Origin of the sequence: Kitasatospora sp. NPDC088783 (assembly GCF_044750705.1) — a bacterium.
GTDB classification, from domain to species: domain Bacteria; phylum Actinomycetota; class Actinomycetes; order Streptomycetales; family Streptomycetaceae; genus Kitasatospora; species Kitasatospora fiedleri.
Genome location: NZ_JBIVKJ010000020.1, coordinates 60,827 through 86,522, shown reverse-complemented (window position 1 = coordinate 86,522; position 25,696 = coordinate 60,827). Strand labels below are relative to the sequence as shown.

Here is a 25,696-nt window from a genome sequence, read left to right as displayed (position 1 = left end):
GGGAGTCTCCTTCTACTCGTGCCGGAGGGCGTCGATCGGGCGCAGCGAGGCGGCCCGGTTGGCGGGGTAGCTGCCGAAGAACAGTCCGATGGCGACGGCGATGCCGAACGCGCCGAACACCGACTCGGGGATCACCACCGGCTTGATGCCGACCACCGAGAAGTGCGAGCCGACGATCCCGGCCAGCACGCCGAGCCCGGCGCCGATCACCGACAGCAGGGTCGACTCGGCGAGGAACTGGCCGAGGATGACCGCGCGGGGCGCGCCGAGCGCCTTGCGGATGCCGATCTCCTTGGTCCGCTCGGTGACCGTCACCAGCATGATGTTGGTGATGCCGATGCCGCCGACCAGCAGCGAGATCGCGGCGACCGCGCCGAGCAGGACGGTGAAGGTCTTGCCGGTGGACTCGCGGGCGCTCAGCAGCGAGGTCTGGTTGCTGATCCGGAAGTCGGCCTTGGTGGCGTCCTTGATGGCGTGGGTGCCCATCAGGATGCGGGTGATGTCGGACTGCGCCTCGGTGGTGGCCTCGGCGGAGCTGGCCTGCACCAGGATCTGGTTGACCGAGCCGAAGCCGGTGAACGCGTTCTGCACGGTCGGCAGCGGGGCGACCACCACGTCGTCGGGGTCGTTGAAGCCGCTGGAGCCCTTGGTGGCGAGCACGCCGACCACGGTGAACGGGGTGCCGCCGATGGTGATCTTCTTGCCGACCGGGTCCTCGTTCGCGAACAGCTCCTTGGCGGTGGTCGAGCCGAGCACCGCGACCTTGCGGGAGTTCAGCACGTCGTCGGCGGAGAAGTAGTCGCCCTTGTCGACCTTCAGGTTGGAGGTCTCGAAGTAGGCGGGGTAGGTGCCGACGATCTGGCCGGGCTGGTACGAGACGTTCCCGTACAGCGCGGTGCCGCTGGTGGTGACCACCGGGGCGACCGACTTGATGGACGGGGCGTCGGTGGCCGAGGCGAGCGCCTTGGCGTCGTCCACGGTGAGCTTCTTGGCGGCGGTCGCCGCGCCGCGCGAGGCGGCGGAGGAGACGGTCAGCGAGTTGGTGCCGAGCGAGGTGATCGAGTCCTTGACCGCCGCCGAGGAGCCGTTGCCGACCGCGAGCAGCAGGATCACCGAGGCCACGCCGATCAGCACGCCGAGCATGGTCAGCGCGGAGCGGACCTTGTTGGCGGCCAGGCCGGCCACCGCGAAGCGGAGCATCTGCCAGGCGATCACGCGACCACCCCCGCGGCGGCGGCCAGCGCGGGCGGCGGCCCGTCGACCGGGGCCTGCCGGACGTCGGAGACGATCGCCCCGTCGACCAGCCGGACCACCCGCTTGGCGTGCAGCGCGACCTCGTCCTCGTGGGTGATCACCACCACGGTGCGGCCGAGCGCGTTGAGCCCGTCGATGATGCCCAGCACCTCCTCGGTGGAGCGGCTGTCGAGGTTGCCGGTGGGCTCGTCGGCCAGCAGCATCGCGGGCGCGGTGACCAGCGCCCGGGCCACCGCGACGCGCTGCTGCTGGCCGCCGGAGAGCTGGTTGGGCTTGTGCCCGGCCCGCTCGGCCAAGCCGACCAGGCTGAGCGCGGCCATCGCCCGGCGGCGCCGCTCGGCGGCCCGGACGCCCGCGTAGGCCAGCGGCAGCTCGACCTGGGCCAGCGCGGTGGTGCGGGGCACCAGGTTGAACGACTGGAACACGAAGCCGATCTTGCGGTTGCGGACCAGCGAGAGCTGGCCCTCGTCGAGGTGGCCGACGTCGGTGCCGTCCAGCAGGTAGCGGCCGGAGCTGGGCACGTCCAGGCAGCCGAGGATGTTCATCAGGGTCGACTTGCCGGAGCCGGAGGAGCCCATCACCGCGACGTAGTCGCCCTCCGCGATGTCCAGGTCGACGCCGAGCGGCTCGCCGCCGCCGGTCATCGGCCCGCGCAGGGCGTGCACGACGGCGTCGCCGTGGCCGTACGACTTGGTGACCCGGCGGATCTGGATCACCGGGGGCTTGGCGGTGCGCATCAGCGGGTGCCTCCGGCGCCGCCGCCGCTGCGGGTGCCGCCGGTGCCGCCGAAGCCGCCCGCCGTGCCGCCGAAGCCGCCGGCCGCGCCGCTGCCCAGGCCGGGGAACTGGCCGGACGGGAAGCCGTTGCCGGTGCCCGCGGTGGTGGAGGTCAGCTCGACCTTCTCGCCCTCGGTCAGGCCCTCGGTGACCTGCACGGTGCTGTCACCCTCGATGCCGACGGCGACCTGCACCCGCTCGGTGCTGCCGTCGTCGTGCACCACGGTCGCGGTGCGGCTGCTGCCGGTGCCCTGGAGGGCCGCGGTGGGCACCGACAGGGCGTCCTCGGCGGAGCCGGTGGTCACCGAGATGGTGGCGCTCAGGCCGGTGCGCAGGGTCGAGGTGTCGCCGCCGATCTGGAGCGTCGCGCCGTACTGCACGGCGCCGTTGGTGGAGCTGGAGGGCAGCGAGCTGACCGACAGGACGGTGGCGTCCAGCTTGGTGTCGGACTGCGCGTTCAGGGTGACGGTCGCCGCCTGGCCCTTCTTCAGCTTGAGCGAGTCCAGCTCGGAGAAGTTCGCGGTGACCTCCATCCCGGTCGGGTTGGTCAGCACGATGAAGCCGGACGGGGTGGTGCCCGAAGTGCCGCTGCCGGTGGTGGTCTTGGCGCCGGACGAGGAGCCGGAGGAGGAGCCGCCCGAGGAGCTCGACGCGCCCGAGGAGCCGGTGCCGGAGACGGTGTCGCCGACCTTGCCGGAGATCGAGGCGACGGTGCCGTCGGTGGTCGCGGTGAGCGTGGTGCCGGCCAGCGCGTCCTTGGCGTTGGTGAGCGTCGCCTCGGCGTTGTCGACCTGCTGCTGGGCGGAGGCCACCTGCGCCTGGTCGACCTTGACGGTGGTCGTGGTGGTCGGCTGCGGGGCGCTCTGGGCGCCCGCGCCGGAACCGCCGGAGGCGGCGGAGCCGCCCGAGCCGGTGCTGCGGCCGGAGTTCGAGGAGCCGGCCACCGTGGTGGTGACCGTCTCGCCCGCCTCGGCCTTGGTCAGGTTGGCCTCGGCCGTGTTGAGCGCGGCCTGCGCCTGGTCGACCTGCTGCTGGGCGGCGGCGGTGTCGACGGTGGCGAGCACCTGGCCCTTCTTCACCGCGTCGCCGACCGCGACCTTCACCGCGGTGAGCTTGCCGCCGGTGGTGAAGTCCTGCCCGGCGTCGGAGGGCGAGAACAGCGTGCCCGATCCGGACACGGTGGCCTGGACCGTTCCCTTGCTGACCGTGGCGGTCCTGACCCTGGAACTGGTGGCGGCCTTGCTGGTGCCGCTGTCCAGGTTGACGTACGCCAGGGCGACCCCGCCGAGCAGGGCCACGCCGAGCGCGGAATTGACGAGGACGGCCCCACGCCGTCGCGGAAGCACCTTCATGGCGCAGAAGCATCGTCGGGTGCTCTTGCGCCGCCCTGGGCGAATCCTGGGAGCGGGCTGTGCGCGGTGATCCGGACAAACGCCCGCACACCTCCCGCCCGGGGCCCGGTGCCCTACCCGTCGACCCCCAGCTCTTGACCGGACTCCCGGCGACCTCCCAGCAAAGTCCCGTCAGTGCTTCACGCGGGCGCCCGGTACGGCGGGACCGGGCCACCGGACGGGACGGAACCGGGCTCGGCCGGTGAGCCTGCCCGCGAAGCGGTCGGGGTACGCCTGCCGGTCGAAGTGCACGTGCCCGGGGAGCGCGCGCACGACCGCCCCCGACCCGCCGGACTCCCGGTGGGCCGGCGCCTCGACCGCCCCGGCCGGATGTCGCACCGGGCGGTGGCGGCCGGGCCGGCCCACCCGGGCCCTCCCCGCGGTGCGTGGTGCGCGGGCCGCGGGGAGTCCTTCCATCCGGCCGGGGCGGGCGACAGCGCTGCCCGCCGGGCAGCCTGACGACCGCTCAGAGTTCCTTGCGGAACGCCTCCGCGGCGGCCAGGAAGAGGTCGTTGCCCCTGACCTCGCCGATCGAGACCCGCACGCCCTCGCCCGCGAACGGGCGGACCACCACACCGGCCTCGGCGCAGGCGGCGGCGAAGTCGAGGGTGCGGTCGCCCAGGCGCAGCCAGACGAAGTTGGCCTCGGAGTCGACGACCGTCCAGCCCTGGGCGCGCAGCGCGGCGGTGACCCGGGTGCGCTCGGCGACCAGGTCCTCGACCCGCTCCAGCAGGGCGTCCTCGGCGCGCAGCGAGGCGACCGCGGCGTCCTGGGCGAGCTGGCTGACGCCGAACGGGACGGCGGTCTTGCGCAGCGCGTCGGCGACCGGCTCGTGGGCGATGGCGAAGCCGACCCGCAGGCCGGCCAGGCCGTACGCCTTGGAGAAGGTGCGCAGCACGCAGACGTTGGGGCGGTCGCGGTAGAGCTCGATGCCGTCGGGGACGTCGGCGTCGCGGATGAACTCGCGGTACGCCTCGTCCAGCACCACCAGGACGTGCGCCGGGACGGCGTCCAGGAAGCGGACCAGCTCCTCGCGGTGCAGGGCCGCGCCGGTCGGGTTGTTGGGGTTGCAGACGAAGACCAGCCGGGTGCGGTCGGTGATCGCGGCGAGCATCGCGTCGAGGTCGTGGGCCTCGTCGGCGGTCAGCGGGACGGGCACGGGGGTGGCGCCGGCGACCTGGGTGATGATCGGGTACGCCTCGAACGAGCGCCAGGCGAAGACGACCTCCTCGCCGGGGCCGGCCGTGGAGAGCACCAGGGACTGGGCGACGCCGACCGAGCCGGTGCCGGTGGCGACGTGCTCGGCGGGGACGCCGAAGCGCTCGGCGAGTTCGGCGACCAGGCCGCTGACCGCCATGTCGGGGTAGCGGTTGAAGTCGCCCGCGGCGGCGATCGCGGCTTCCAGCACGCCGGGCAGCGGCGGGTAGGGGTTCTCGTTGGAGGAGAGCTTGAAGGCGTCGGCTCCGGCGGGCTTGCCCGGCTTGTAGCTGGGGATGCCGTCCAGGCTGGACCGCAGGCGGGGGCCGTGTTCGCGCTGAACCACGGGGTTCTCCGTTTCTTGTTCCTCGGCGGTGGCGACGTTCCGCCCCCGGTCGGGTGCCGTGAACGATACCGACCGCCCTCACCCGTGCGGGTGAGATGCTCGTCCGGGTTACGGGTGCAGTTCAGCCATTCTGCCGGGTTCCTTTGGCACATGTCAGAGGTATCCGGGCCGGAAAACGGCGGTGATCGAAGGGCGTTCACCGGAGCCGTTCATGGAGAAACGTATCTCCAACGTCCGGTAGCGAAGCGGTCACGGAACGCCGTCATGCGCCATACGATCGGTCCGCCATGACAGCAGCAGCCAACCAGAACGGTCGACGGGCCACCGCGTCCCGGCGCCTGGAGCGGGCCGGCATCCGGGACGTCGCGGCGGCCGCCGGCGTGTCCATCACCACCGTCTCGGACGCCCTGAACGGCAAGGGCCGACTCCCCGACGAGACCCGCAGCCGGGTCCGCGAGGTCGCCGAGCGGCTCGGCTACCGGCCGTCCGCGGCCGCCCGCACCCTGCGCACCGGGCGGTCCGGCCTGATCGGCCTGACCGTCACCACGTACGGCGAAGAGCCGTTCACCTTCACCGAGTTCGCCTACTTCGCCGAGATGGCCCGGGCCGCCACCAGCGCCGCGCTGGGCCGCGGCTACGCCCTGGTCGTGCTGCCCGCCTCCTCCCGGCACGACGTCTGGAGCAACATCGCGCTCGACGGCACGGTGGTGATCGACCCGCCCGACCAGGACCCGCTGGTCACCGAGCTGTACCGGTCCGGCGTCCCGGTGGTCTCCGACGGCAAGCCGGGCAACTGCCCGGTCACCGCCTGGGTCGACAACGACCACGAGGCCGCCGTGCTGGGCATCCTGGAGCACCTGAGCGAGGCCGGCGCCCGCCGGATCGGCCTGCTCACCGGCACCTCCACCGACACCTACACCCGGCTCTCCACCGAGGCGTACCTCGCCTGGTGCGACCGGGTCGGCCAGGAGCCGGTGTACGAGGCGTACCCGGCCCACGACCCGGCCGCCGGGGCGGTGGCCGCCGACCGGCTGCTGGCCCGCCCGGACCGCCCGGACGCGGTGTACGGCCTGTTCGACCCGAACGGCACCGACCTGCTGGCCGCCGCCCGGCGCTACGGGCTGCGCGTCCCGGACGACCTGCTGCTGGTGTGCTGCAGCGAGTCCGACGTGTACGCCAACACCGAACCGCCCATCACCACGCTGTCGCTGAAACCCCGTCGGATCGGCACCACCGTGGTCAACCTGCTGATCGACGCGATCGAGGGGGTCGACGCCGGCACCGGCACCGCCCCCGGCCGGCTCTTCCCGCCCCGCTACCGCACCGCCGGCACCGGCCCGCCGCCCGGCACCCTGATGCCCACCGAACTGATCGTCCGGGCCTCCTCGCAGCGCCGCACCCCGCGCACCACCGTCAGTCCGCCCCGGCCGCCGGGCGAGGTGTAGGCGCCGGACCGCCCTCCCGCACCGGTCGATACCCACCCCGAACGGGACGTACCGGACCGGCCGGACGGCCGCCGCGGGGCGGGGCGGGCGGGTCCACGGAAATCGGATACCGACCAGGTGAGGACGGCAGGAGAGTGCGCTTCCTATGATGGGCGAATGACACCCGAGGACCTCTTCCGCGAACCCGAGCACCCGCACTCGGGCCCCCGCCCCCGCCAGGACCTCGACGTGCTCCCGCAGGGCTCCTACTTCGAACCGGCCGAACCCGCCGGCTACCCGTACGAGGAGACGTACAGCACCTTCGGCGGCGCCCGCTACCTGGAACAGCACTGGGCCCCCGCAAGCCAGTTCGGCGCCGACGCACCCCCCGTCCCCGGGCACTACGCGCCCACCGGGCAGGCCCCGCACGAGGACCCGCCGACCATCGAGCTCGGCCCGCCGATCGACACCCAGCCGGTCGAGGTGCACTTCCCGTACCCGCAGCCCGAGCCCGGCGAGGGCCCCGGCCCGCTGTTCGTCATCGGCGACGTGCACGGCTACCTCGACGAACTGCTCGCCGCCCTCCACCAGCAGGGCCTGATCGACACCGAGGGCCACTGGTCGGCCGGCCGCTCCCGGGTCTGGTTCCTCGGCGACTTCACCGACCGCGGCCCCGACGGCATCGGCGTGATCGACCTGGTCATGCAGCTCGCCGCCGAGGCCGCCGCGGCCGGCGGCTACTGCCGCGCCCTGATGGGCAACCACGAACTGCTCTTCCTCGGCGCCTCCCGCTACGGCGACGAGGCCGTCCAGTCCACCGCCGGCACCGCCTCCTTCCTCGCCGCCTGGCGGCTCAACGGCGGCCAGCAGCACGACCTGGAGCGCCTGCAGCCGCACCACGTCAGCTGGCTGTCCCGGCTGCCCGCGATGGCCCTGGAGGACGGCCACCTGCTGCTGCACTCCGACACCACCGCGTACCTGGAGTACGGCGAGACCATCGCCGACGTCAACGACGCCGTGCACGCCCTGCTCGCCGACGAGGGCATCGACGAGTGGTGGGACGCCTTCCGCAAGTTCACCAAACGCTTCGCCTTCCGCGGCCAGGCCGGCACCATGGCCGCCCAGGAACTGCTCGCCGTCTACGGCGGCTACCGGGTCGTCCACGGCCACAGCCCGATCCCGTACCTCACCGGCGACCAGCCCGAGGACGGCACCCCGCCGCACGTCCCCGGCCCCTACATCTACGCCGACGAGCTGGCCATCGCGATGGACGGCGGCGTGACCATGGACGGACGGCTGCTGGTCGCCCGGCTGCCGCTGAACTGACCCCGGGTCGGACCGGCGCACTGCCGACCGGCCGAGCCGCTGAACAGCCGAACGTCAACCGGGCGTTCCGACAAGGGGGCTGAAGGAACGGAAGTTCCGGAAAGAGGCTGTCGGCCCGCTCCCGCGCACCCCTACCATCGAGGCCACTGACCTCAGTCGACCTCGCGGAACGGGGTACCCCTCCCATGAGCAACCCCCCGCGCCTGCTCGCCGAGGACCGCGCCGACTTCGCGCGCCTGCTCGGCGAAGTGCTGCGCGACACCGGCGTACGCCGGGCCCTCGCCGAACCAGGCGTCCACCTCACCGCCGAACAGCTCCACACCAAGGCGCTCGCCGACGCCGACCGCGTCGCCGCACCCGCCGCACCCGAGTACGCCCACTACCTGGCGCTGCGCACCGCGCTCGCCGAGCACCCGGGCACCGCGCCGCCCGCCGGGGCCGGGCTGTTCCCCGTCCTGACCGTGCTCACGCCCGTGCTGGCCGGCGCCGCCGGACTCGTCCTGCTGCTGCTCGGCTGGCTGCTGCGGGCCGCCGCACCCGACCTGGTGCTCGGCCGCTCCACCGTCACCGCCGGCGTCCTGGCCCTCGCCGTCGCGGCCGGCGCCCTGCTCATCGGCGGCGCCGGACTCGTCCTCACCGCCCTGCGCAACTCCTCCGCCGCCCCCGGCAACGCCGACCCCCAGCAGCACGCCGACCTCGCCGAGGCCCGCGAGACCTGGCGCACCGCGCTGCGCGAACGCGCCCTGCTGCCCTGGCTGCACGCCAACCTGACCGCCGCCCCCGCGTCCGCCCCGCTCCCGTCCGCCCGCACCGCCCCGCCCGACCTGCACAGCCCCGGCTACAGCAGCGCCGCGTACTCCAGCCCCGGCTTCAGCAGCCCCGGCGCCGAAGGGCTGACCGACGACCGGGGCCGCCCGCGCGCGGCCGAGTTCACCGGACCCGGCTACTCCTCCCCCGACTTCACCAGCCCCGGCCCCGAGGGCCTCACCGACGACCGGGGCCGCCCGCGCTCCGACGGCCCCGGCTTCACCGGCCCCAACGAGGTCTGACCCCGCCGACGGGCCCGGGTCAGGCCGCCACCTCGGCCCAGACCGCCTTCCCGTACCGCCCCATCGGCTCGACGCCCCAGTCGACCGCCAGGTCCGCCACCAGCCCGAGCCCCCGCCCGCCCTCGCCCTCCTCCGGCCCGGGGTCGCGTCGGCGGGGCAGCACGGCGGAGGGGTCGGACACCGTGATCAGGAGCCGGCCCGCCCGCAGCTCGATGAGCACCGTCGGCGCACCCCCGTGGCGAACCGCGTTGGTCAGCAGTTCGGACAGGACCAGGCAGGCCGCCCAGTCGTCACGGCCGAGCGCCCGCAGGGCGTCCCGCAGCAGCCGCCTGGTGATCCCGATCCCGGCCGGAGCCGGCGGCGGGTGCAGGTCGAACCGGAAGTGCGCGTCGTCCGGCGGCAGTGGTACGGGTGTTTCGAGCATGGCAGGCTCCAGTCCCCTGGTGTCCGTGAGCTCACCGACTGCGGTCCGTGGCCTGCCTTCCGGCCGACGCGCGGGCGTGGCCGAGGTGCGCTTCGAACCGCGCTGACAGGAGGTCAGTGGGTGACGCAGGGACACCGTAGGGCAGCGGGGGCAAATCTTGCTACCTACCCGATATTCGATTCACTCTTACGGGGGGTAGCCGCTCCACCGCCTTTTATCGAGGTGGACCCGCTCCGAGGCGGTGCGGCACACTGGCACCACCCGCCAGGAGAGGGACGCATGCCACCCCGAATGTCACCTACCGTGCGCCAGCAGCGGCTGGGCATCGAACTCCGCAAGATGCGCACGCAGGCGGACATGACCCCGCAGGCCATGGCGGCGGCGCTGGGCACCGACCCGCCCAAGATCTCCCAGATGGAGTCGGGCAAGGCGGGCATCAGCGCCGAGCGGCTCCGCTCCTGGGCGGCCGCCAGCAAGTGCGACAACTCCCGGCTGGTCGACGCCCTGGTCACCATGGCGCAGGACCGCGGAAGGCACTGGTGGGACGAGTACCGGGGCAAGCTGTCGGCGGGGTTCCTCGACACCGCCGAGATGGAGTGGCACTCCGGCGGTTCCGTGTCCTGGGCGATCACGTACGTCCCGGGGCTCCTGCAGACCGTCGCGTACGCCGGTGCCATCTTCGCCCGGGCCAGGCCGTCGCTCCCCCGCCACGAGATCGACCTCCGCACGGCGTTCCGGATCCAGCGGCAGAGCATGAGCGTGGGCGGGGAGAAGCCCTGCACGGCCTTCATCCACGAAGCCGCGCTGCGGATGCGGTTCGGCGGCCCCGCAGTGCTCCGGGCGCAGCTCGACAGCCTGCTGGAGGACTCCGAACGCCCCAACATCACGGTCCGGGTGGTCCCGTTCGACGTGGACACCTTCCCGGGACAGGCGGAGGACCTGCGCCTGATCACCGGCGTCGTCCCCGAACTGGACACGGTGCAGGTCGACCTCACCCACAGGACCCTGTTCATCCATGCCGAGGCCGATCTGAACGCCTACCGCAAGATGATCGCCGAGGTGGCGGAGGTCGCGCTCTCCCCGCAGGAGTCCCGGGACTTCATCCACCGCATCGCAAAGGAACTGAAAGGCAAGGCACGATGAACAACTGGCAGAAGTCCACCTTCAGCGGGAACTCCCACGAGTGCGTCGAGGTCCGCACCGTGGACGGGGTGGTCGAGGTGCGCGAGTCCGACACCGGCGACGTCGTGATCCGTACGACCCCGCGGAAGTTCGCCGCCTTCCTCAAGGGAGCCCGGGCCGGCGAGTTCGACCACCACGGCGACTTCTCCGCGTAGCGCCCGGCCCGCTCCGCCGCCAGCCCCCGCCCGCCCGGCGGGGGCTTGTCCCATTTATGGAGCACTCTTGCTACTCAACGGAGAGTAGGTCTACGGTTACGGCCATCGCAGCCAGCCGGGCCGCCGATGAGTCGGAGCGCAGCCATGTCTTCGATGGGCCCCACCTCCGGCCCGTCCCGGAACGGGACGCGGTCTCCTGCTCCGCCAGGTCCGAACACCGTGACACGCCAAGGGAGTTCCGCCGGTCTCCGGGTCCAGTGGATCGCCGACGCCCTGCACGGGTTGAGCGGGCGTCCCGCCGCCTCGGTGCGGTTGAGGGGCGGGGTCGTCCGGGTGACCCTCCGGATCGAATCGTCCGCCGCGTCAGCCGAACTGACGGCGGCGCTGCTCCGGGTCCTCTCCCGGGGCGACCGGTTCGGACACAGCACCGGGGCCGGCTGGGAAAGGATCTGGGCCGAGGTCGACCGGGCCTCCGAGGACAAGGTGCCAACGGATTGAAACTCGTCGACCACTACTCGGCCGATCACCCCACCCTGCTGTGGTACGCCGTCGGTGAGGACCCGCAGGGCCTGCTGCTGGCCCAGTCCAGCGACGGCGTCTTCCTGACGCTGGCCGCCGACCGCCGGCGCCGCCTGCTCGTCCTCCCGCCCGACGAGTGGGCCGACCTGTGCGACGCCGTCAAGTCCGGCCGGCTGGACGGGGTGCTGGGCGGGCGCGTCCTGTGCGCGGACCCGAACCGGCCGCTGAACCCCGTACCGGCCGCGCACCGGTCGACCGCCTGATCCGGGTCACCGGCCGCGCGGCCCGGTCACCGGCCGCGCGGCCCGGTCACCGGCCGCGCGGCGCCCGCAGGGCCAGCGCCACCGGCACGCCCAGCGCGCACAGCACGGCGCAGCCCGTCCAGACCAGGGTGTACGCGCCCTCCGCGGGCACCTCGGCGCGCAGCACCAGGTGGTCCAGCACCGCCGCCGCGACCACGCCCGCCGCCGCGCCCGCCAGCGACTTCAGGGTGTTGTACACGCCCGTCCCGATGCCGGTCTGGTCGGCCGGCAGGCGCCGCATCAGCAGGGCCGGCAGCAGGCTCAGCCCCAGCCCGGCCCCGTACCCGGCCAGCGCGCCGCCCAGCACGAACTGCCAGGCCGCCGCGTGCCCGAGCGCGATCGTCCCGTAGCCCGCGGCGCACAGCGCGAAACCGGAGCCGAGCACGGCGGGGGCGTCGTGGCGGCGGACCAGCCGGTGGGCCGTCACCGCGCCCAGGGTCGCCGCCACCGTCTGCGGCAGCACCAGCAGGCCGAGCACCAGCGGCACCGCGCCCAGCCCGTAGCCGGTCTCCGCGGGCTCCGCCGCCTGGAACGCCAGCGTCGGCCCCTGCGCCCCGTACAGCGCGCAGCCCAGCAGGAAGCTCAGCCCGAACACCGGCGCGGTGGCCCGCCGGGCCAGCAGCCGGACGTCCACCATCGGCTCGGCGGCGCGCAGTTCCTGCCGGACGAACAGCGCCAGCAGCAGCGCCCCCGCCGCCAGCAGCGGCAGCACCACCGCGCCCGGCAGCACCCCGCTCGCGCCCAGGCCCGCCAGCAGCAGGGTCAGGCCCAGCGAGAGCAGGCCCGCGCCCGCCCAGTCGATCCGGCCCGCCGCCCGGGTCTCCGACTCCGGGACCAGCCGCCACACCACCGGCAGGGCCAGCAGCGGCAGCGCCGCCAGCGCCCACAGCAGCGGCCGGGTGGCCGCCGGGTCGGCGCCCAGGCCGCCGACCGCGAGCGCGCCCAGCGTCGAGCCGACCGTCAGCGCGCCCACCAGCGGCCCGACCGCCCGGCCGCCGCGCTCCTCGCCGAGGCGGTCGCGCAGGACGGCGAACTCCAGCGGCAGCCAGCAGGCCAGGAAGCCGGACAGCGCCCGGCCCGCCAGCAGCACCGGCAGGTCCGGTGCGAGCGCGGTGACCGTGAAGCCCAGCAGGGTCAGCAGGACGGTGGCGCGCAGCAGTCGGCGGTGCCCGTACAGGTCGCCCAGCCGGGAGGTCAGCGGCACCGCGACGCCCGACACCAGGAACTCCGCGCCCAGCGCCAGGCTCAGGTCCGAGGCGCGCAGGTCGAGGTGCTCGCCGAGCCGGGGCAGCAGGATCGGGAACCCGCCCTGGAGCACCCCGCTGGCGAACTCCACCAGGGCCAGCAGCGGCACGGCGGACGGCGCGGCGGAGGACGGCGCGGGACGGGACGGGCGGGCGGCGGTGGCGGTCATCGGCGGTTCCGTGGGGGTGCGGAGGGTGGTGGGGGTGGCGGCAAGGATGGCTAACCTGGAGGCCACCGCCCCGTCCGCGCACGAATCCGTTCCTGCGGCCGACCCCGCGCAAGGATCAGCCATGATCGACGAACTCGACCTGGCGCTCGTCGACGCCCTCCGGGTCGACCCGCGCGCCCCCTGGTCCCGGCTGGCCGCCCCGCTCGGCGTCGACCCCGCCACCCTGTCGCGCCGCTGGGCCCGGCTGACCGCGAACGGCGACGCCTGGGTCACCTGCTACCCCTCCGCCGACCGGATCGGTCGCGGCCTGACCGCCCTGGTCCGGGTCGACTGCCCCGCCGACCGGGTCACCGAGGTCGCCGCGGCCCTCGCCCGGCACCCGCAGACCGCCAGCATCGAACTCGTCACCGGTGACGCCGACCTGCTGCTCACCGTCGCCGCGTACGACCACGCCGCCCTCACCGGCTACCTGCTGGAGCGGCTCGGCAGCGTCCCCGGCGTGCTGCGCACCCGCACCACCCTGGTCGAGCGCACCCTGGTCGAGGGCAGCCGCTTCTCCAACGGCGCGCTCGACGCCGAACAGCGCCGCGCCATCGCCGCCCCGCCGCCCGGCGCGGCCCGCCCGGTCGCCGACCGGCGGGTCGAGGAGGACCTCGCGCTCATCCGGGCGCTCGGCGCGGACGGCCGGATGCCCTACGCCGAACTCTCCGCCCGCACCGGTCTGCCCGCCACCACCGTCCGCCGCCGCCTGGCCGAACTGCGGGCCGGCGGCCGCGCGGTGCTGCGCTGCGACGCCTCGCCCCGGGTCACCGGCCACCCGGTCGGCGCGATGCTCTGGCTGGACGTCCCGCCCGCCGACCTGCCCGACGCCGCCCGGCGCCTCACCACCCTCCCGCAGACCCGGATGTGCGCCGTCACCGTCGGCCCCGCGAACCTCGCCCTCTACCTGATCGCGCCCCAACTCCCCGACCTACGCCGGATCGAACAGGACCTCGCCCACCACCACCCGGCGATCCGGGTCCGCGACCGCCACGTCACCCTGCGCACCCTCAAGCTGGTCGGCCACCTCCTCACCCCGGACGGCCGCCGGACGGACTACGTCCCGATCGAGCCCTGACCGGTCGGCACCGCCGGCGGTCTCACCGCGTCCTGCCGAGCGCCAGTGCCGCCAGCAGGGCCGCCGCGTCGCCCAGGACGCCGTCGTCGAAGCGGGCCTCGGCGGAGTGGTTGTAGGGGGCGGTCAACGGGTCGGCGTCCGCGGGGCAGGCGCCGACCATGACGTACGCGGCGGGGACGTGCTCGGCCAGGACACCGAAGTCCTCGGAACCGGCCAGCGGGCGCGGCATCTCGAAGTAGCTCTGTTCGCCCAGCAGTTGACGGACGGTCCGCTCCGCGTACGCGGCTTCCGCCGGGTCGTTGGCCGTCACCGGGTAGCCGTGCTCGACCACCGCGTCGACCCGGCAGCCGTGCGCCTCGCCGATGCCGCGGACCACCCGGACGGCCTCGGCGAGCACCAGCTCGCGGGCCGCGGTGGAGAAGGAGCGGACGGTGGCGCCGAAGGCGGCCTCGTCGGGGATGACGTTCTCCGCGGTGCCCGCGTGGAAGGTGCCGACGGTCAGCACGACCGGGTCGAAGGCGTCGAAACGGCGGGTGACCATGGTCTGCAGGGCCAGGACGGCCTCGCACGCGGCGGGCACCGGGTCGGTGGCCAGGTGCGGGCTGGAGCCGTGGCCACCGCGACCGCGGACCACCACCCGCAGGGTGTCGGAGGCGGCCATGATCGGGCCGGGCCGCCCGGCCACGTAGCCGGCCGGCAGCAGCGCGGCGCCGACGTGCAGGGCGTACGCGGCGACGACCCGCTCACCGGCCGCGTCCAGGACGCCGTCCTCGACCATCAGGGCCGCGCCGCCACCGCCCTCCTCGCCGGGCTGGAACATGAACACCACGCTGCCGGACAGCTGTTCGCGGCGGGCGGCGAGCAGTCTCGCCGCGCCGATCAGCGCGGCGGTGTGCAGGTCGTGGCCGCAGGCGTGCATCGCGCCGGGGTTCTCCGAGGCGTACGGCAGGCCGGTGTTCTCCTGCACCGGCAGGCCGTCGAGGTCGGCGCGCAGCAGCACGGCGGGGCCGGGGCGGGCGCCGCGCAGGACGGCGGTGACGGAGGAGAGCCGCTCGCCGAGGGTGATCTCCAGCGGGAGGCCGTCGAGGGCGGCGAGGATCCGGGCCCGGGTGCGGGGCAGGTGGAGTCCGATCTCGGGGTCGCGGTGCAGGGCGCGCCGCAGGTCGACGAGTTCGGGGTGGAGCGCGGCGGCGGCGCGGCGCAGCTCGTCGAGCGGGGGGTGAACGTCGGCCGGCATGGGGACGCCTCCTGGGTGGACGGGGAGCGGACGGTTCTCCCGCATCCTCGCCCCGGCGGGCCTCCGACCGGCCAGGACGCACGGATCACCCGCGAGCGGCGGGTGCCGCGCACGGATCTTCCAGCCCGGCGGCGGTCGGTGCGGCGGCGGCGGTCGGTGCGGCGGCGGTCGGTGCGGCGGCGGTCGGTGCGGCGGTGGTCGGTGCGGCGGTGGTGGATGCGGCACCGCCGGACGTGGCGGCGGCGGCCAGCAGGGCGGCGGCGATCGCCCGGGCCTCGGCGGCGGGGGCTGGGGTGCCCTCGCGCAGGGCGGTGACGATCGCGCCGTCCATCAGCAGGACCAGCCGCCGGGCCAGGCCGACGGCCCCGTCCGGCCGGTACCCCTCGTCGCCGAGCAGCCCGGCGACGTACCCGATGACCCGCTCCTTGTGCGCGACGGCGACCCGGTGGGCGGAGCTGCCCGGATCGGCGCTCTCGACGATGGCGTTGATGAAGGCGCACCCGCGGAAGTCGGCCCTGGCGAAACGCTCCGCCAGGGCGTCGAACACGTCGAGCGGCCGACCCCCGAGCTCGGCGACCCGGGCCGCCAGCCACGCGCGCCAGTCACGGTCGCGGCGGGTGAGGACGGCGACCACCAGCTCGTCCTTCCCCGTGAAGTGCCGGTAGAAGGAGGCCCGGCCGACGCCGGACTCGGCGAGGATCCGCTCCACCCCGACCGCCCGGACGCCCTCGGCGTAGAACAGCGCCTCGGCGGTGTCGAGCAGACGGGCGCGCGCACGGGTGGCCATGTCGCCCAGGCTAGTGGGTGGTCGGCGCACGGCGGCACCGATCGGTACCGTCCGGAGGCACGACCGGCACGACGGCCGCCGCCACCTCGACCGCTCCCGGCCCGCGACAGCCACTTCGCACCGAACACCCTTGCCGTACAAGCCGATTCGTCCCGCACGCACGACCCGGCTGCCACAACCAGCCCCATGAAGCGTCCGCACCACACCGCCGGCTCCGCCGCCGTCCTGCGCGTCGGCTTCGAGCGGTGGCCGGAGCGGAGTGCGACCTTCCCGGCGCCTACAGGCAGATCCAGCAGTAGAGCTGCTCACCGGCTGCGCGGGCGCGCCGGGCGAGTCGGATCAACTCCTCGGCCAGCGGCTGCATGTCGTCGACGTCGGCCGGGTGGAGCTCCTCCGCCCGCACCCACCTGGCGACGATCGCCGGCACGTCCGCGTCACTCACCCCGGCCAGGGTGTCCCGGACCGCGGTGTCGAGTTCCACCACCCACGGGCCCGTGGCCCAGGGGTCGTCCTCGCCCTGCGGGCCACCCGGTCCGGGCACCGGGGTGGTCGGCCAGACCGGCCGATCGGCCACCAGGCCGGCCGTCCAGGGGACTCGGCGGACGGCGGCGATCAGCTCCCCCAGCACGAGGTCCGGGTCCAGGCGCTTGGCCTCGACCCCGTCGAAGTGCGGGTCCCCGCCGCCGACGAGCAGGCGATCGTCGGCGCACTCCAGCGCTCGCACGACCGAAGCCGCATCGGCCGCGCGGAAGTAGTCGGTCAGCACACCCACGGGTCTCCTCCCCCACACGCTCGTCCGTCAGCCGGAAGTAGACCAGCCACGACCGACACCGACACCGACACCGACCGGAGCACCGCGCCGGTCAAGGGCGGTCCGGTCAAGGGCGGACCGCCAGAGGCGGGCCGCGCGCCGCCGCGTTGCCGCCCGCCGCTCCTGTCTCGCGCCCCGCTATGGACGGCCCCGCTGGCGGCGCGAGGAACGAACAAGCGGCATACCAGGGCCGGTAGGACCTCAGACAGACGCCAGGCCGAAGCGCACAGGTCAAGGCCGATGGCTGACCGCCGTACGTCCAGGCTCCCCGCTGCCCGGTTCTCCGGGGCGAACGGAACCCGTCAAGCGACTCCCAACTCTGCTGAGAATCGGTACCGTCGCCCCATGACGGATCTGCGCCGGGTATCGGTGGATGAGGTGCTGGAGCGTGTTGAAGCAGCGTTGGCGGCACGGCTCGACCGGGCCACGGTAGTCCGCAAGCGCAGGTCCGTGGGGGCAGGCACAGATCGTGGCACGTGGATTCGCATCGAGCGGCGGGGGCTGGACCGGATCGGTGTCCAGGGCGGGGACGGCACCCCGTCGGCCGAGGCGTTGAGCGGGATTGCGAAGCCCGCGTGGTTGGCCGGCGTCGCCTGGCGGGACGAGGTCGAGCCGGTGATGTGGCGGGCCGATGAGACCGAGTGGCTGCCGTCCACTCCGGTGGGGTCCGCTGTTATGGCCGAGGCACCCGAACTTTCCCCCGCCTGGTGGGCGGGGCTCAACGCCTCACTCGATGCCCTCGCCGGCCAGCACACGAACCGGATCGCGACACCGGACACCGAGACGATCACTCAGGACCTGGTGGACCAGACGATTCGTCAGGTCTTCCCGGATATCGACACCCGGGTGAGCGAGTGGCGTCCGGCGCACGCTGATCTGAACTGGGCGAACGTGACGGCACCGGAGTTCTGCGTCTTCGACTGGGAGGACTGGGGGATGGCTCCCCGGGGCTTGGACGCGTCAACACTGTGGGCCGCCTCGCTCGCGGTCCCGGTACTGGCCGACCGCGTCCGTGCCGAGCGAAGCGACGACTTCGCCAGCCGGGACGGCAAGCTGATGACGTTGTTCGTCACGGCGAAGATCCTCGGGCCGTACTCGCATCCCGAGGACCCGCGCCGTGAGGGTGCCCGCACGGTGGCGGAGCACATGGTGAGGGAGCTTCAGGCGGCCTGACGCAGAAGGCGTCGGTACTCCCGGACAACGTCAGTGTTGATCTCGTAGGTGGTGGCGCCGACCAGCTCTCGCAGGTGCTCGGCGTCGTCGGTACCAACAGCCACCGCCGCCACCTTCGGGAGGGCGAAGGCGACTCGGAGCGCCGCCTGAATCGGTGTGGCGTCCGGTGCCCGCAGGAACACCCTCGGGTCGATCTTCTCCCACATGTGTGCAGTGGTACTGCCGCCGAAGGGGCTCATGCCCCACACGGCTGTCGGCCGCCAACCGGTCACCAGAGCCTCGGCCGCGTCGAGGACGCCGCTGCTGACCAGGAGACCGGAGCGGATCATGAGGACGTCCGGCCGGGGCAGGTCGAGACCCACCAGCGGTCGCGGGTCCCAGGTGGAGAGCCCCCAGGCCCCGCACCGCCCATCGGCTGCCGCCTCGGCCAGGACCGAGCAAGCATGCATCAGTGTCTCGGTGTTCGGGGCGGAGTGCTCGGGGTTGTGAAGGAGGACCGTGTCCGGCTCGCGGCCCAGCTCCGTCACAGCCCGCTCGACAGCGCCCCGCAACCGCACCGGGTCGAGGCTGTGCCCGTCCTCGAAACAACCGACCTTGGTGGAGATCGAGAACTTCGGAAGCAGGTCACCGGCGACCGTCGCGAGGGCGTGGTGGGAGCGGTGGCTGAGGTAGTTCGAGGCGGTGTCGAGTGCGGTGATGCCGAGATCCAGGGCACCGGTCAGAAGATCGCGTCGGTGACGAGACCGGTGTAGCCCGAGGACAGTTCGTCGGTCAGCGGGGCGCACAGCTCCTCCTTGATCAGGATCTCGGCAACCTCGTGGATCTCGTCCCCGGCAGTCGCCGCGGCCTGTGCGAGCGGGACCGGTCGGCCGCTGAGCAGCAACCGCAGGGCGGGCAGAGCCTTGGCAGCGAAGGTGAGCCTCTTCCCGGCCGCCGTGACCTGCACGGCGTTCCCGCGTTCCGTGATCCCGGGCGGGAAGTGGGCGGTGCACACGACGGTGTCGAGCGGGCCGAAGATCCCGAGGAAGGGCACGTGGCGCCCGGGAGTGGTCCGCTGCTCGTAGGCGGTGAGGAAGTCTTCCGGGCCGCGCCGGCCGACGAGGCGGGTGGCGGCTTCCACCAGCGCACCGCTACCGGAGCCCGCGCGGTCGAGGTCGTGTCGGAAGATCTCCTGCTCGCGGCACCAGTCAGCCAGCCAGGCCATCCAGGAGGCACCGGTGCGCTTGGTGATGCCGAACGTGGCGTGGAGGCTGTGGCCGGTGCCGCTTCCGGTGCGGGTGGCCTGGTGCCAGTGGCCGCGCGGGATGTGCATGACGTCGCCGGCCCGGAGCGTGCCGTTGAAGATCACGATGTCGCTCGGGGTGTTGTTGGGATCGGCGTCCCGGTACATCGGCGCGGTGCGGGAGGTGTCGCGGACCTCCCAGTCCTTCTCGCCCGAGAGTTGGACGATGATCACGTCATGGTCGTCCCAGTGCAGCGGGAACCCGGATGAGTCGTTGGTGGTGAGGTAAGCGTTCACCTGCACACGCTCGTGAGCCCACCACTGCAAGGCACGGCAGGTGGCCTCCATGGTGGGGTCGAAGACGTTGACCTGGTCCATGATGAGCGTCGCGCCGTCGCGGAGCAGGTCGCCGAGGCGGTGCATGTTGGTCATCGGGACGGACTGGCCGCGCGGGCTGACGGTGTCGGTGAAGTACACGGCCGGGTGGACTTCCTCGCCCTTCTGGAAGGCCCGGAACTGCGGCCGGTTGAGGCTGCGTCGCATGGCGATGTCGAGCAGCTTGTTAGGGGTGAGGATGCGCGACAGGAGCGAGTCGTCCTCGATCCGGCCGAGCGCGAAGCCGGTGCCGATCGGCTCGGAGCTGTTCCAGCTCAGCGCCGTCTCGATGGCGGTGACCAGGCGGTGTTCCACTGCTACCTCCGTAGGAGTGTGCTCGATGAGAGGGCGGGAGCCCGCACGGTGCAGGGCCCCAGCCCCGGGAGTGACCGGGTCCTACTCGACGTCGGTCAGGTTGCCGTCACCGCCGGGCCACGGCGCGTCGCCGGAGGATCCGGCGTTGTCGGAGCGGAGACTGTCGTAGCGGTCCTGGACAGCGGTCAACCCCTCGACCGCGACCAGCAGCCCGCTCCTCTCCGGCAGCGCCTTCCTGCTGTCCTCCATGTGGTACTCCTTCCTTCTCGGGCTCCCACCCGGGTCCGGGTGGAAGATCTGAGGTGAACCACCCGTTTGCCTTGGGCACTTGGGGTTGGAGCCGTGGACGGCACCGGCCGCAGGAGGATGACTCGGCCGACGCCGCCGGTCCACCCGACCGGGCTCAGCACATTCAGGTGGAGGCTGATGGCACTCAGACGGTCCGCTCGACCAAGTCCGTTCGAACCTGCGCGGCGTGGACGAGCACTCTGAGTCGCACGTGTCCCGTCACCAGTTGGTCAGCCGCGCACTCGAACCACACGACCTTGCCGGAGCCCTCGGGGTACCAGCCCCACGAATGCGCGAGCCCCTCGACCAGGGCCAGACCCCGTCCGCGCGTGGTCCTGTCAGTGGCGGCGTCGGGGTCGGGCGGACGGAGGCTGCTGTCCGCGACCTCTACGCGCAGGCGCTCGCCGGTCCAGCGGACGGTGACGCGGAAGCGGGTCCTGGTGTGCTCGACAGCATTGGTAAGCACCTCGCTGGCGCACAGTTCAACATCCTGTAGCGCGTCAGCGGACAGCGGCACTCGCCACTTTTCCGCAATACCCTTGATCAGTCGGCGCGTTGACGGGACAGCGGCCAACTCGGGCTCGACCTCCCACGTCTGCGGCGTCGGCAGCGCGGCAGTGATGACCGGGCTCATCAGCACGGACCGCCCTCCGTCTCGTTCTGTTCCCGGGCTTGCCCCGGAGGACCCCCAGGATTGCCGGGCCGGCAGTTTCGAAATAAGGGCAGGGTGATTACCCATCATGGGTAAACTCGCGGTCAGTTATGCCAAGTGACACCGAGTGATCATCTTCGCGGGTGCCGGGGGTACCGGACATGACTGAATCCAGGCTGTCATCCGGGCTGCCGAGCCGTCTGCTTGCCGATCCTGAGATGGTTACGGCGTGCGCGGCACGCGACTTCACCACGATCTTCCGGTTAGCCAAGGCCAAAGGTGGCTACCACGCGTCCCGGATCGCGCGGGCCTGCGAGTTGACGCCCAGTCGTGTCAGTGAGGTCATGGCGGGCCGCCGGGAGATCACCAATATGACCGTCATCGAGAGGATCGCTGACGGCCTCCGCATCCCGGGCCACATGGTCGGCCTTGCTCCGCAAGCTTGGGAGCACGCGAAGGCCGAGGTCCGTCCGGTGGCAGCCCTGTCCGGTCGACCGGCGGCTCCGTTCACGGACACCGTGCTACCGGGCCCCGAACTGGACGACATCCTCGCCATAGCTGCCAGTACCAGGGTCACGCCGACGGTGCTCCGCTCCCTACAGGCATCCATCGAGGACTACTGGCGACGTGACGACGAGCACGGTGGCGAAGCCCTACGCCCCGCCGTCATGGGCCAACTTCGATACGTCCTAGGGGTCCTGCGCGATACGGCCGATCCCCACTACCGGCGCAGCCTGCACGGCATCGCGGCCGAACTCGCACGCCTCACCGGCTGGACCTACTTCGACGCTCGGCAGTACAGCACCGCTCGGAGCTACTTCGCCGAAGCCCTGCGTCTGGCACGAGTGATCGAAGACCGCCCGTTCATCGCCAACGTGCTCTCCTGCCTCAGTCTCCAAGCCACCTACGAGGACAAGGCGAGCGAAGCGATCACCCTGGCCAGAGCCGCACAGGACAGCGCGCGGATCGACGGCGGTGTCCCAAGGCTGATGGCGATGCTGGCCATGCGGGAAGCCTTCGGCCACGCCAGCGCGCATGACCAGGAGGCCACCCACCGAGCGATCGATGACGCACGCTGGCACTTCGACCGCATCGACCAGGCCGACGACGACCCCGCATGGGTCCAGTACTTCGACCGGACGAAGCTCACCGTCGACGCCGGCATCGCGCTGGGCCAACTCGGCGACGCGGCAGCAGCCGAACCCCTCATCGAGGAAGCTCTACGGAGCGAGCCATCCGCCAACCTGCGCGGCCGAGCCTTTCACTCCTTCTGGCTGGCACGCACCCAACTCCAGCGCAACCAGGTCGAATCAGCGTGCACCACAGCCGGGGAGGCCCTTACCCTCGCGTTCGAGGTGGCATCCCCGCGAGTGCTCGCCCACCTACAGGAGTTCCGCCAGTCGTTGACGCCCTACCGCTCCGCGCGTCCGGCGGCCGAGTTGTCGGCCCGCATCCGGGAGCTGACTGCCTGACTACAGTCCGGCCTCGTCAAGGAGCAGGTACAGCACGCCGACCAGCGAGCCGCTGCTGACGATCTCGTGCCGGTCGATCATGCCGCGCAGCTCGGACAGCGGAATCCACTCGATCCGGTCCGACTCGTTGCGCTCACTCGGCGGCCCGGCGTACTCGATCGCGTCGGCTCGGAACACGAAGTGCTCCGAGTCGGTGATGCCGTTGGCCGGCTGGGCGTAGATCAGCGGTTTGACCTCGCCAACCGTCCAGCCGGTCTCCTCCAGCACCTCGCGCGCCGCAGCTTCCTCCGGAGTCTCGTCCGGTTCGATCAGCCCCATGGGCAGTTCCCAGGCCCACGAGTCGGTGATGAACCGGTGCCGCCACATCATCAGCACCTGCTTCTGGTCGTTCACCACCGCGGCGACCGCCAGGTGCCGCAGCTTGAGTACGTGGTGCTCCCAGCGGTTCCCGTCCGGCTGCTCAACGTCGACCAACCACACGTTCACCCAAGGGTTCTCGTAGATCGGACGTTCCCCGTGGATCTTCCACTGCATCGCTGCGGCCCCTCTCGACGGACCATCAGCATCTCAGACCCAGGTCACCGGGCCGACGGGTTCGATCAAATTCGCGTCACCCTGACGAATACCCGCTCCGGTGCCGGTGTCCTGCGCAGCGCCGACCCGGGCGTGAATCGTGCTCCCAGGCGTTGCTTTTCCGTAGCAGCTCGACTGTGAAATCGGGTGCACCGTTCGGGGAGCCCGAGCCGACTCGCACACATGGACGCATCCGACGAGATGATGAGCTTTGTGGATCCGCCTGCATGGCCTCACGCAGAGGCTGACCTCCTGCGTGAGGAGCCCGACTGGGAGGCGGTTGCCTGTCTCGACTTCCCCCGGGACCGCTGGCTTGGCTATCTTCGCGGCTACGCGAACGCCGCTGAGGTCATTGCAGACCAGGTCGTGTCCAGCGGGCGGAACCAGGACACGCTGATCTACCCGTTCGTGATGTGTTGGCGTCACTACGTCGAGCTTCATCTCAAAGCGTTGATCGAGCTGGCGAGCGTCTACCTCGATGAGCCGCACGAGCTGATGCGGAGTCACAGCATCGAGGCCTTGTGGCGCCGGGCACGGCCACTTTTGGAGCGTTCGTTCCCTGGCGACGACCAAGCGGAGCTGGTCAACACGGAGCGTGTGCTCCTCCAGTTGCACGGCATGGACCCGAGTTCCGAGCACTTCCGCTATCCGGTCCGCAACAGCGGTTATCCCACACTTGATGGCATCGCCCGCATCCACATTCGCCACTTCCACAACGTGATGGTGGGTATCGCCAGGCTGCTCGACGCAGCCGACACGGGCATCCGCGAGATGACGGACAGGAAGCACGAGACGGCTGGTTACAACCTCTTCGGCGGTTGAGGTCCTTGGATCAGTCATGGCGAGCCGGCCCGTCCCGGGAAGCCCTCTCCACGTCTCGGAGCGGGTGACGCAGCTCGGTGGGGCCAGGAGCTGAACGGTGCTCCTGGCCCCACCGAGTGCAGTGCGTACGGTCAGTCCGCCATCGGTAGGTAGACCTTGTTGCCCTGGGCCTTGAACTCCTCGGACATGGCCTTCATGCCTTCGACAGCGGTCTCGTCGTACTCGGGCGAGGCGGCGCCGTTGCCGAACTTCTCATTGATGGATTTGCTGATCTTCATCGAGCAGAACTTGGGGCCGCACATGGAGCAGAAGTGCGCGGTCTTGGCGGGTTCGGCGGGGAGGGTCTCGTCGTGGAAGGCGCGGGCGGTCTCCGGGTCGAGGGCCAGGTTGAACTGGTCCTCCCAGCGGAACTCGAAGCGGGCGTCGGAGAGGGCGTCGTCCCAGAGCTGGGCGCCGGGGTGGCCCTTGGCGAGGTCGGCGGCGTGGGCGGCGATCTTGTAGGTGATGACGCCGGTCTTGACGTCGTCGCGGTCGGGGAGGCCGAGGTGTTCCTTGGGGGTGACGTAGCAGAGCATCGCGGTGCCCCACCAGGCGATCATCGCGGCGCCGATGCCGGAGGTGATGTGGTCGTAGCCGGGGGCGACGTCGGTGGTCAGCGGGCCGAGGGTGTAGAACGGGGCCTCGTCGCAGATCTCCTTCTGGAGGTCCATGTTCTCGCGGATCTTGTGCATCGGGACGTGCCCGGGGCCCTCGATCATCACCTGGACGTCCTTGGCCCGGGCGATCCGGCCGAGTTCGCCGAGGGTGGTGAGTTCGGCGAACTGGGCCTCGTCGTTGGCGTCGGCGATCGAGCCGGGGCGCAGGCCGTCGCCGAGCGAGAAGGTGACGTCGTAGGCGCGCAGCAGGTCGCAGAGTTCCTCGAAGTGGGTGTGGAGGAAGTTCTCCCGGTGGTGCGCGAGGCACCAGGCGGCCATGATCGAGCCGCCGCGCGAGACGATGCCGGTCTTGCGGCGGGCGGTGAGCGGGACGTACCGCAGCAGCACGCCGGCGTGCACGGTCATGTAGTCGACGCCCTGTTCGCACTGCTCCAGCACGGTGTCGCGGTAGACCTCCCAGCTGAGGTCCTCGGCCCGGCCGTCGACCTTCTCCAGCGCCTGGTAGAGCGGGACGGTGCCGATCGGGACGGGAGAGTTGCGCAGGATCCACTCGCGGGTGGTGTGGATGTTGCGGCCGGTGGAGAGGTCCATGACGGTGTCGGCGCCCCAGCGGGTGGCCCAGGTCATCTTCTCGACCTCCTCCTCGATGGAGGAGGTGACCGCCGAGTTGCCGATGTTGGCGTTGATCTTCACCAGGAAGTCGGTGCCGATGATCGCCGGTTCGACCTCGGGGTGGTTCACGTTGACCGGGATGACGGCCCGTCCGCCGGCCACCCGCTCGCGGACGTACTCCGGTTCCAGGCCCTCCCGGATCGCCACGAACTCCATCTCGGGGGTGATCAACCCGCGCTTGGCGTACGCGAGTTGGGTGACGGCGACGCCGTCGCGGGCGCGCAGCGGGCGGCGCGGGCGGCCGGGGAAGACGGCGTCCAGGTTGCGCAGGTCGCCGCCGCGCGGGGCGGTGTGCCTGATCCCGTCGTCCTCGGGCCGGGCCTCGCGGCCCTCGTACTCCTCGACGTCGCCGCGCTGGCGGATCCAGGCGTCGCGCAGCGCGGGCAGCCCGCGCCGGACGTCGGCGGGGTGGGACGGGTCGGTGTACGGCCCGGAGGTGTCGTACAGCGGGACGGTGCGCCCGTCGGTGAGGTGGACCTCGCGGTAGGGGACCCGCAGGTCGGGGCGGCTGCCCTGGTGGTACGCCTTGCGCCAGGCCGGGGTCGGGTACCCGGTGGCGGCCGGCTGCTGGACGGACGTGTGCTCGCTCAAGGTGGTCATGCGACCTTCCACTCCCTACGCCGGCATTACCCGGTCAGGTTCCTGCGGTCGGCGCAGCAGGTGGTACGCGGGCCCGCGTACCGTCAGCGCCCTCTCAGCCCGGTGCTCCGAGCTCCCGTTCCGCGCAGGCGTTCGCCGCCCGCGTTCGCTGCTCACCGTAGGGCA

The 25,696-nt window shown here is 72.3% G+C and carries 25 protein-coding genes and 1 riboswitch; of the genes, 10 read left to right on the top strand and 15 right to left on the bottom strand.

The features are described 5' to 3' along the window. Nucleotides 1–12: 12 nt before the first annotated feature. From ACIP60_RS34115 to hisC, 4 genes are all read right to left on the bottom strand, one after another. Nucleotides 13–1,215: an ABC transporter permease gene (locus ACIP60_RS34115; protein ID WP_400692251.1), complete on the bottom strand. Its 1,203-nt coding sequence runs from the start codon at nt 1,213–1,215 to the stop codon at nt 13–15. Continuing rightward, nucleotides 1,212–1,991, bottom strand: coding sequence for an ABC transporter ATP-binding protein (locus ACIP60_RS34110; protein ID WP_400692248.1), 780 nt, complete (start codon nt 1,989–1,991; stop codon nt 1,212–1,214). Before ACIP60_RS34110 ends, ACIP60_RS34115 begins: the two co-directional genes overlap by 4 nt. Further along, nucleotides 1,991–3,382 carry an efflux RND transporter periplasmic adaptor subunit gene (locus ACIP60_RS34105; protein ID WP_400692246.1) on the bottom strand — a complete coding sequence of 464 codons (1,392 nt, stop codon included), beginning with the start codon at nt 3,380–3,382 and terminating at the stop codon, nt 1,991–1,993. The genes ACIP60_RS34110 and ACIP60_RS34105 overlap by 1 nt, the downstream gene beginning before the upstream one ends. Before the next feature lie 505 nt (nt 3,383–3,887). Further along, nucleotides 3,888–4,964: a histidinol-phosphate transaminase gene (gene hisC, locus ACIP60_RS34100; protein ID WP_100837162.1), complete on the bottom strand. Its 1,077-nt coding sequence runs from the start codon at nt 4,962–4,964 to the stop codon at nt 3,888–3,890. 287 nt (nt 4,965–5,251) lie between these two features. Between hisC and ACIP60_RS34095 the strand changes: the two genes are divergently transcribed. From ACIP60_RS34095 to ACIP60_RS34085, 3 genes are all read left to right on the top strand, one after another. Then, entirely contained in the window at nt 5,252–6,409 is a 1,158-nt protein-coding gene (locus tag ACIP60_RS34095) for a LacI family DNA-binding transcriptional regulator (protein ID WP_100837163.1), read from the top strand. Nucleotides 6,410–6,565: 156 nt separating this feature from the next. Further along, the gene (locus ACIP60_RS34090) at nt 6,566–7,714 is read left to right on the top strand and encodes a metallophosphoesterase (RefSeq protein ID WP_400692241.1); all 1,149 of its coding nucleotides are present in this window, start codon (nt 6,566–6,568) and stop codon (nt 7,712–7,714) included. Nucleotides 7,715–7,899: 185 nt separating this feature from the next. Next, a complete protein-coding gene (locus tag ACIP60_RS34085) occupies nt 7,900–8,763 on the top strand; it encodes a hypothetical protein (RefSeq protein ID WP_400692239.1) in 864 nt (287 codons plus the stop codon). A 19-nt stretch (nt 8,764–8,782) separates the two neighbouring features. Here the strand turns inward: ACIP60_RS34085 and ACIP60_RS34080 are convergent, their stop codons facing one another. Next, nucleotides 8,783–9,187, bottom strand: coding sequence for an ATP-binding protein (locus ACIP60_RS34080; protein WP_282202031.1), 405 nt, complete (start codon nt 9,185–9,187; stop codon nt 8,783–8,785). A gap of 279 nt (nt 9,188–9,466) precedes the next feature. On the opposite strand from ACIP60_RS34080, the gene ACIP60_RS34075 reads away from it, so the two are divergent. The 3 genes from ACIP60_RS34075 to ACIP60_RS34065 all read left to right on the top strand — a co-directional run bounded on the left by ACIP60_RS34075 (nt 9,467) and on the right by ACIP60_RS34065 (nt 11,306). After that, entirely contained in the window at nt 9,467–10,330 is an 864-nt protein-coding gene (locus ACIP60_RS34075) for a helix-turn-helix domain-containing protein (protein WP_400692236.1), read from the top strand. Continuing rightward, nucleotides 10,327–10,524 (top strand): DUF397 domain-containing protein, encoded by a 198-nt coding sequence (locus ACIP60_RS34070; protein ID WP_400692233.1) that lies wholly within the window; start codon nt 10,327–10,329, stop codon nt 10,522–10,524. Before ACIP60_RS34075 ends, ACIP60_RS34070 begins: the two co-directional genes overlap by 4 nt. A gap of 494 nt (nt 10,525–11,018) precedes the next feature. Beyond that, nucleotides 11,019–11,306 carry a hypothetical protein gene (locus ACIP60_RS34065; protein ID WP_400692231.1) on the top strand — a complete coding sequence of 96 codons (288 nt, stop codon included), beginning with the start codon at nt 11,019–11,021 and terminating at the stop codon, nt 11,304–11,306. Nucleotides 11,307–11,352: 46 nt separating this feature from the next. On the opposite strand, the gene ACIP60_RS34060 is transcribed toward ACIP60_RS34065, so the two are convergent. Further along, the gene (locus ACIP60_RS34060; protein WP_400692228.1) at nt 11,353–12,759 is read right to left on the bottom strand and encodes an MFS transporter; all 1,407 of its coding nucleotides are present in this window, start codon (nt 12,757–12,759) and stop codon (nt 11,353–11,355) included. Between the two features lie 121 nt (nt 12,760–12,880). Here ACIP60_RS34060 and ACIP60_RS34055 point away from each other — a divergent pair, with 121 nt between their 5' ends. Continuing rightward, entirely contained in the window at nt 12,881–13,876 is a 996-nt protein-coding gene (locus ACIP60_RS34055) for an Lrp/AsnC family transcriptional regulator (protein ID WP_400692225.1), read from the top strand. A gap of 22 nt (nt 13,877–13,898) precedes the next feature. Here ACIP60_RS34055 and ACIP60_RS34050 read toward each other — a convergent pair whose 3' ends face one another. The 3 genes from ACIP60_RS34050 to ACIP60_RS34040 all read right to left on the bottom strand — a co-directional run bounded on the left by ACIP60_RS34050 (nt 13,899) and on the right by ACIP60_RS34040 (nt 16,672). Continuing rightward, nucleotides 13,899–15,113, bottom strand: a complete 1,215-nt coding sequence (locus tag ACIP60_RS34050; RefSeq protein WP_400692223.1) for a M20 family metallopeptidase — start codon at nt 15,111–15,113, stop codon at nt 13,899–13,901. A gap of 85 nt (nt 15,114–15,198) precedes the next feature. Next, the gene (locus ACIP60_RS34045) at nt 15,199–15,900 is read right to left on the bottom strand and encodes a TetR/AcrR family transcriptional regulator (RefSeq protein ID WP_400692221.1); all 702 of its coding nucleotides are present in this window, start codon (nt 15,898–15,900) and stop codon (nt 15,199–15,201) included. Between the two features lie 277 nt (nt 15,901–16,177). Continuing rightward, nucleotides 16,178–16,672, bottom strand: coding sequence for a hypothetical protein (locus tag ACIP60_RS34040; RefSeq protein WP_400692218.1), 495 nt, complete (start codon nt 16,670–16,672; stop codon nt 16,178–16,180). A gap of 384 nt (nt 16,673–17,056) precedes the next feature. Between ACIP60_RS34040 and ACIP60_RS34035 the strand changes: the two genes are divergently transcribed. Further along, nucleotides 17,057–17,884: a hypothetical protein gene (locus ACIP60_RS34035; RefSeq protein WP_400692215.1), complete on the top strand. Its 828-nt coding sequence runs from the start codon at nt 17,057–17,059 to the stop codon at nt 17,882–17,884. Here ACIP60_RS34035 and ACIP60_RS34030 read toward each other — a convergent pair. The 4 genes from ACIP60_RS34030 to ACIP60_RS34015 all read right to left on the bottom strand — a co-directional run bounded on the left by ACIP60_RS34030 (nt 17,872) and on the right by ACIP60_RS34015 (nt 20,718). Further along, complete coding sequence (locus tag ACIP60_RS34030; RefSeq protein WP_400692213.1) at nt 17,872–18,669, bottom strand: aldo/keto reductase; 798 nt, start codon at nt 18,667–18,669, stop codon at nt 17,872–17,874. The genes ACIP60_RS34035 and ACIP60_RS34030 overlap by 13 nt on opposite strands. Further along, nucleotides 18,603–19,796, bottom strand: a complete 1,194-nt coding sequence (locus ACIP60_RS34025; RefSeq protein ID WP_400692210.1) for a JmjC domain-containing protein — start codon at nt 19,794–19,796, stop codon at nt 18,603–18,605. The genes ACIP60_RS34030 and ACIP60_RS34025 overlap by 67 nt, the downstream gene beginning before the upstream one ends. 81 nt (nt 19,797–19,877) lie before the next feature. Next, the gene (locus ACIP60_RS34020; protein WP_400692207.1) at nt 19,878–20,045 is read right to left on the bottom strand and encodes a hypothetical protein; all 168 of its coding nucleotides are present in this window, start codon (nt 20,043–20,045) and stop codon (nt 19,878–19,880) included. A gap of 184 nt (nt 20,046–20,229) precedes the next feature. Further along, nucleotides 20,230–20,718, bottom strand: coding sequence for an ATP-binding protein (locus tag ACIP60_RS34015; protein WP_400692299.1), 489 nt, complete (start codon nt 20,716–20,718; stop codon nt 20,230–20,232). A gap of 179 nt (nt 20,719–20,897) precedes the next feature. On the opposite strand from ACIP60_RS34015, the gene ACIP60_RS34010 reads away from it, so the two are divergent. Next, a complete protein-coding gene (locus tag ACIP60_RS34010; RefSeq protein ID WP_400692204.1) occupies nt 20,898–22,208 on the top strand; it encodes a hypothetical protein in 1,311 nt (436 codons plus the stop codon). Here ACIP60_RS34010 and ACIP60_RS34005 read toward each other — a convergent pair whose 3' ends face one another. Beyond that, a complete protein-coding gene (locus ACIP60_RS34005; RefSeq protein ID WP_400692201.1) occupies nt 22,209–22,742 on the bottom strand; it encodes an NUDIX hydrolase in 534 nt (177 codons plus the stop codon). 222 nt (nt 22,743–22,964) lie between these two features. Here ACIP60_RS34005 and ACIP60_RS34000 point away from each other — a divergent pair, with 222 nt between their 5' ends. Then, nucleotides 22,965–23,603 (top strand): hypothetical protein, encoded by a 639-nt coding sequence (locus ACIP60_RS34000; protein ID WP_400692199.1) that lies wholly within the window; start codon nt 22,965–22,967, stop codon nt 23,601–23,603. Between the two features lie 131 nt (nt 23,604–23,734). Here the strand turns inward: ACIP60_RS34000 and thiC are convergent, their stop codons facing one another. Beyond that, on the bottom strand, nt 23,735–25,531 hold the full coding sequence (thiC, locus tag ACIP60_RS33995; RefSeq protein ID WP_400692196.1) for a phosphomethylpyrimidine synthase ThiC: 1,797 nt from the start codon (nt 25,529–25,531) through the stop codon (nt 23,735–23,737). Next, nucleotides 25,527–25,660: riboswitch (TPP riboswitch) on the bottom strand. (Overlaps the previous gene by 5 nt.) Nucleotides 25,661–25,696: the final 36 nt, after the last annotated feature.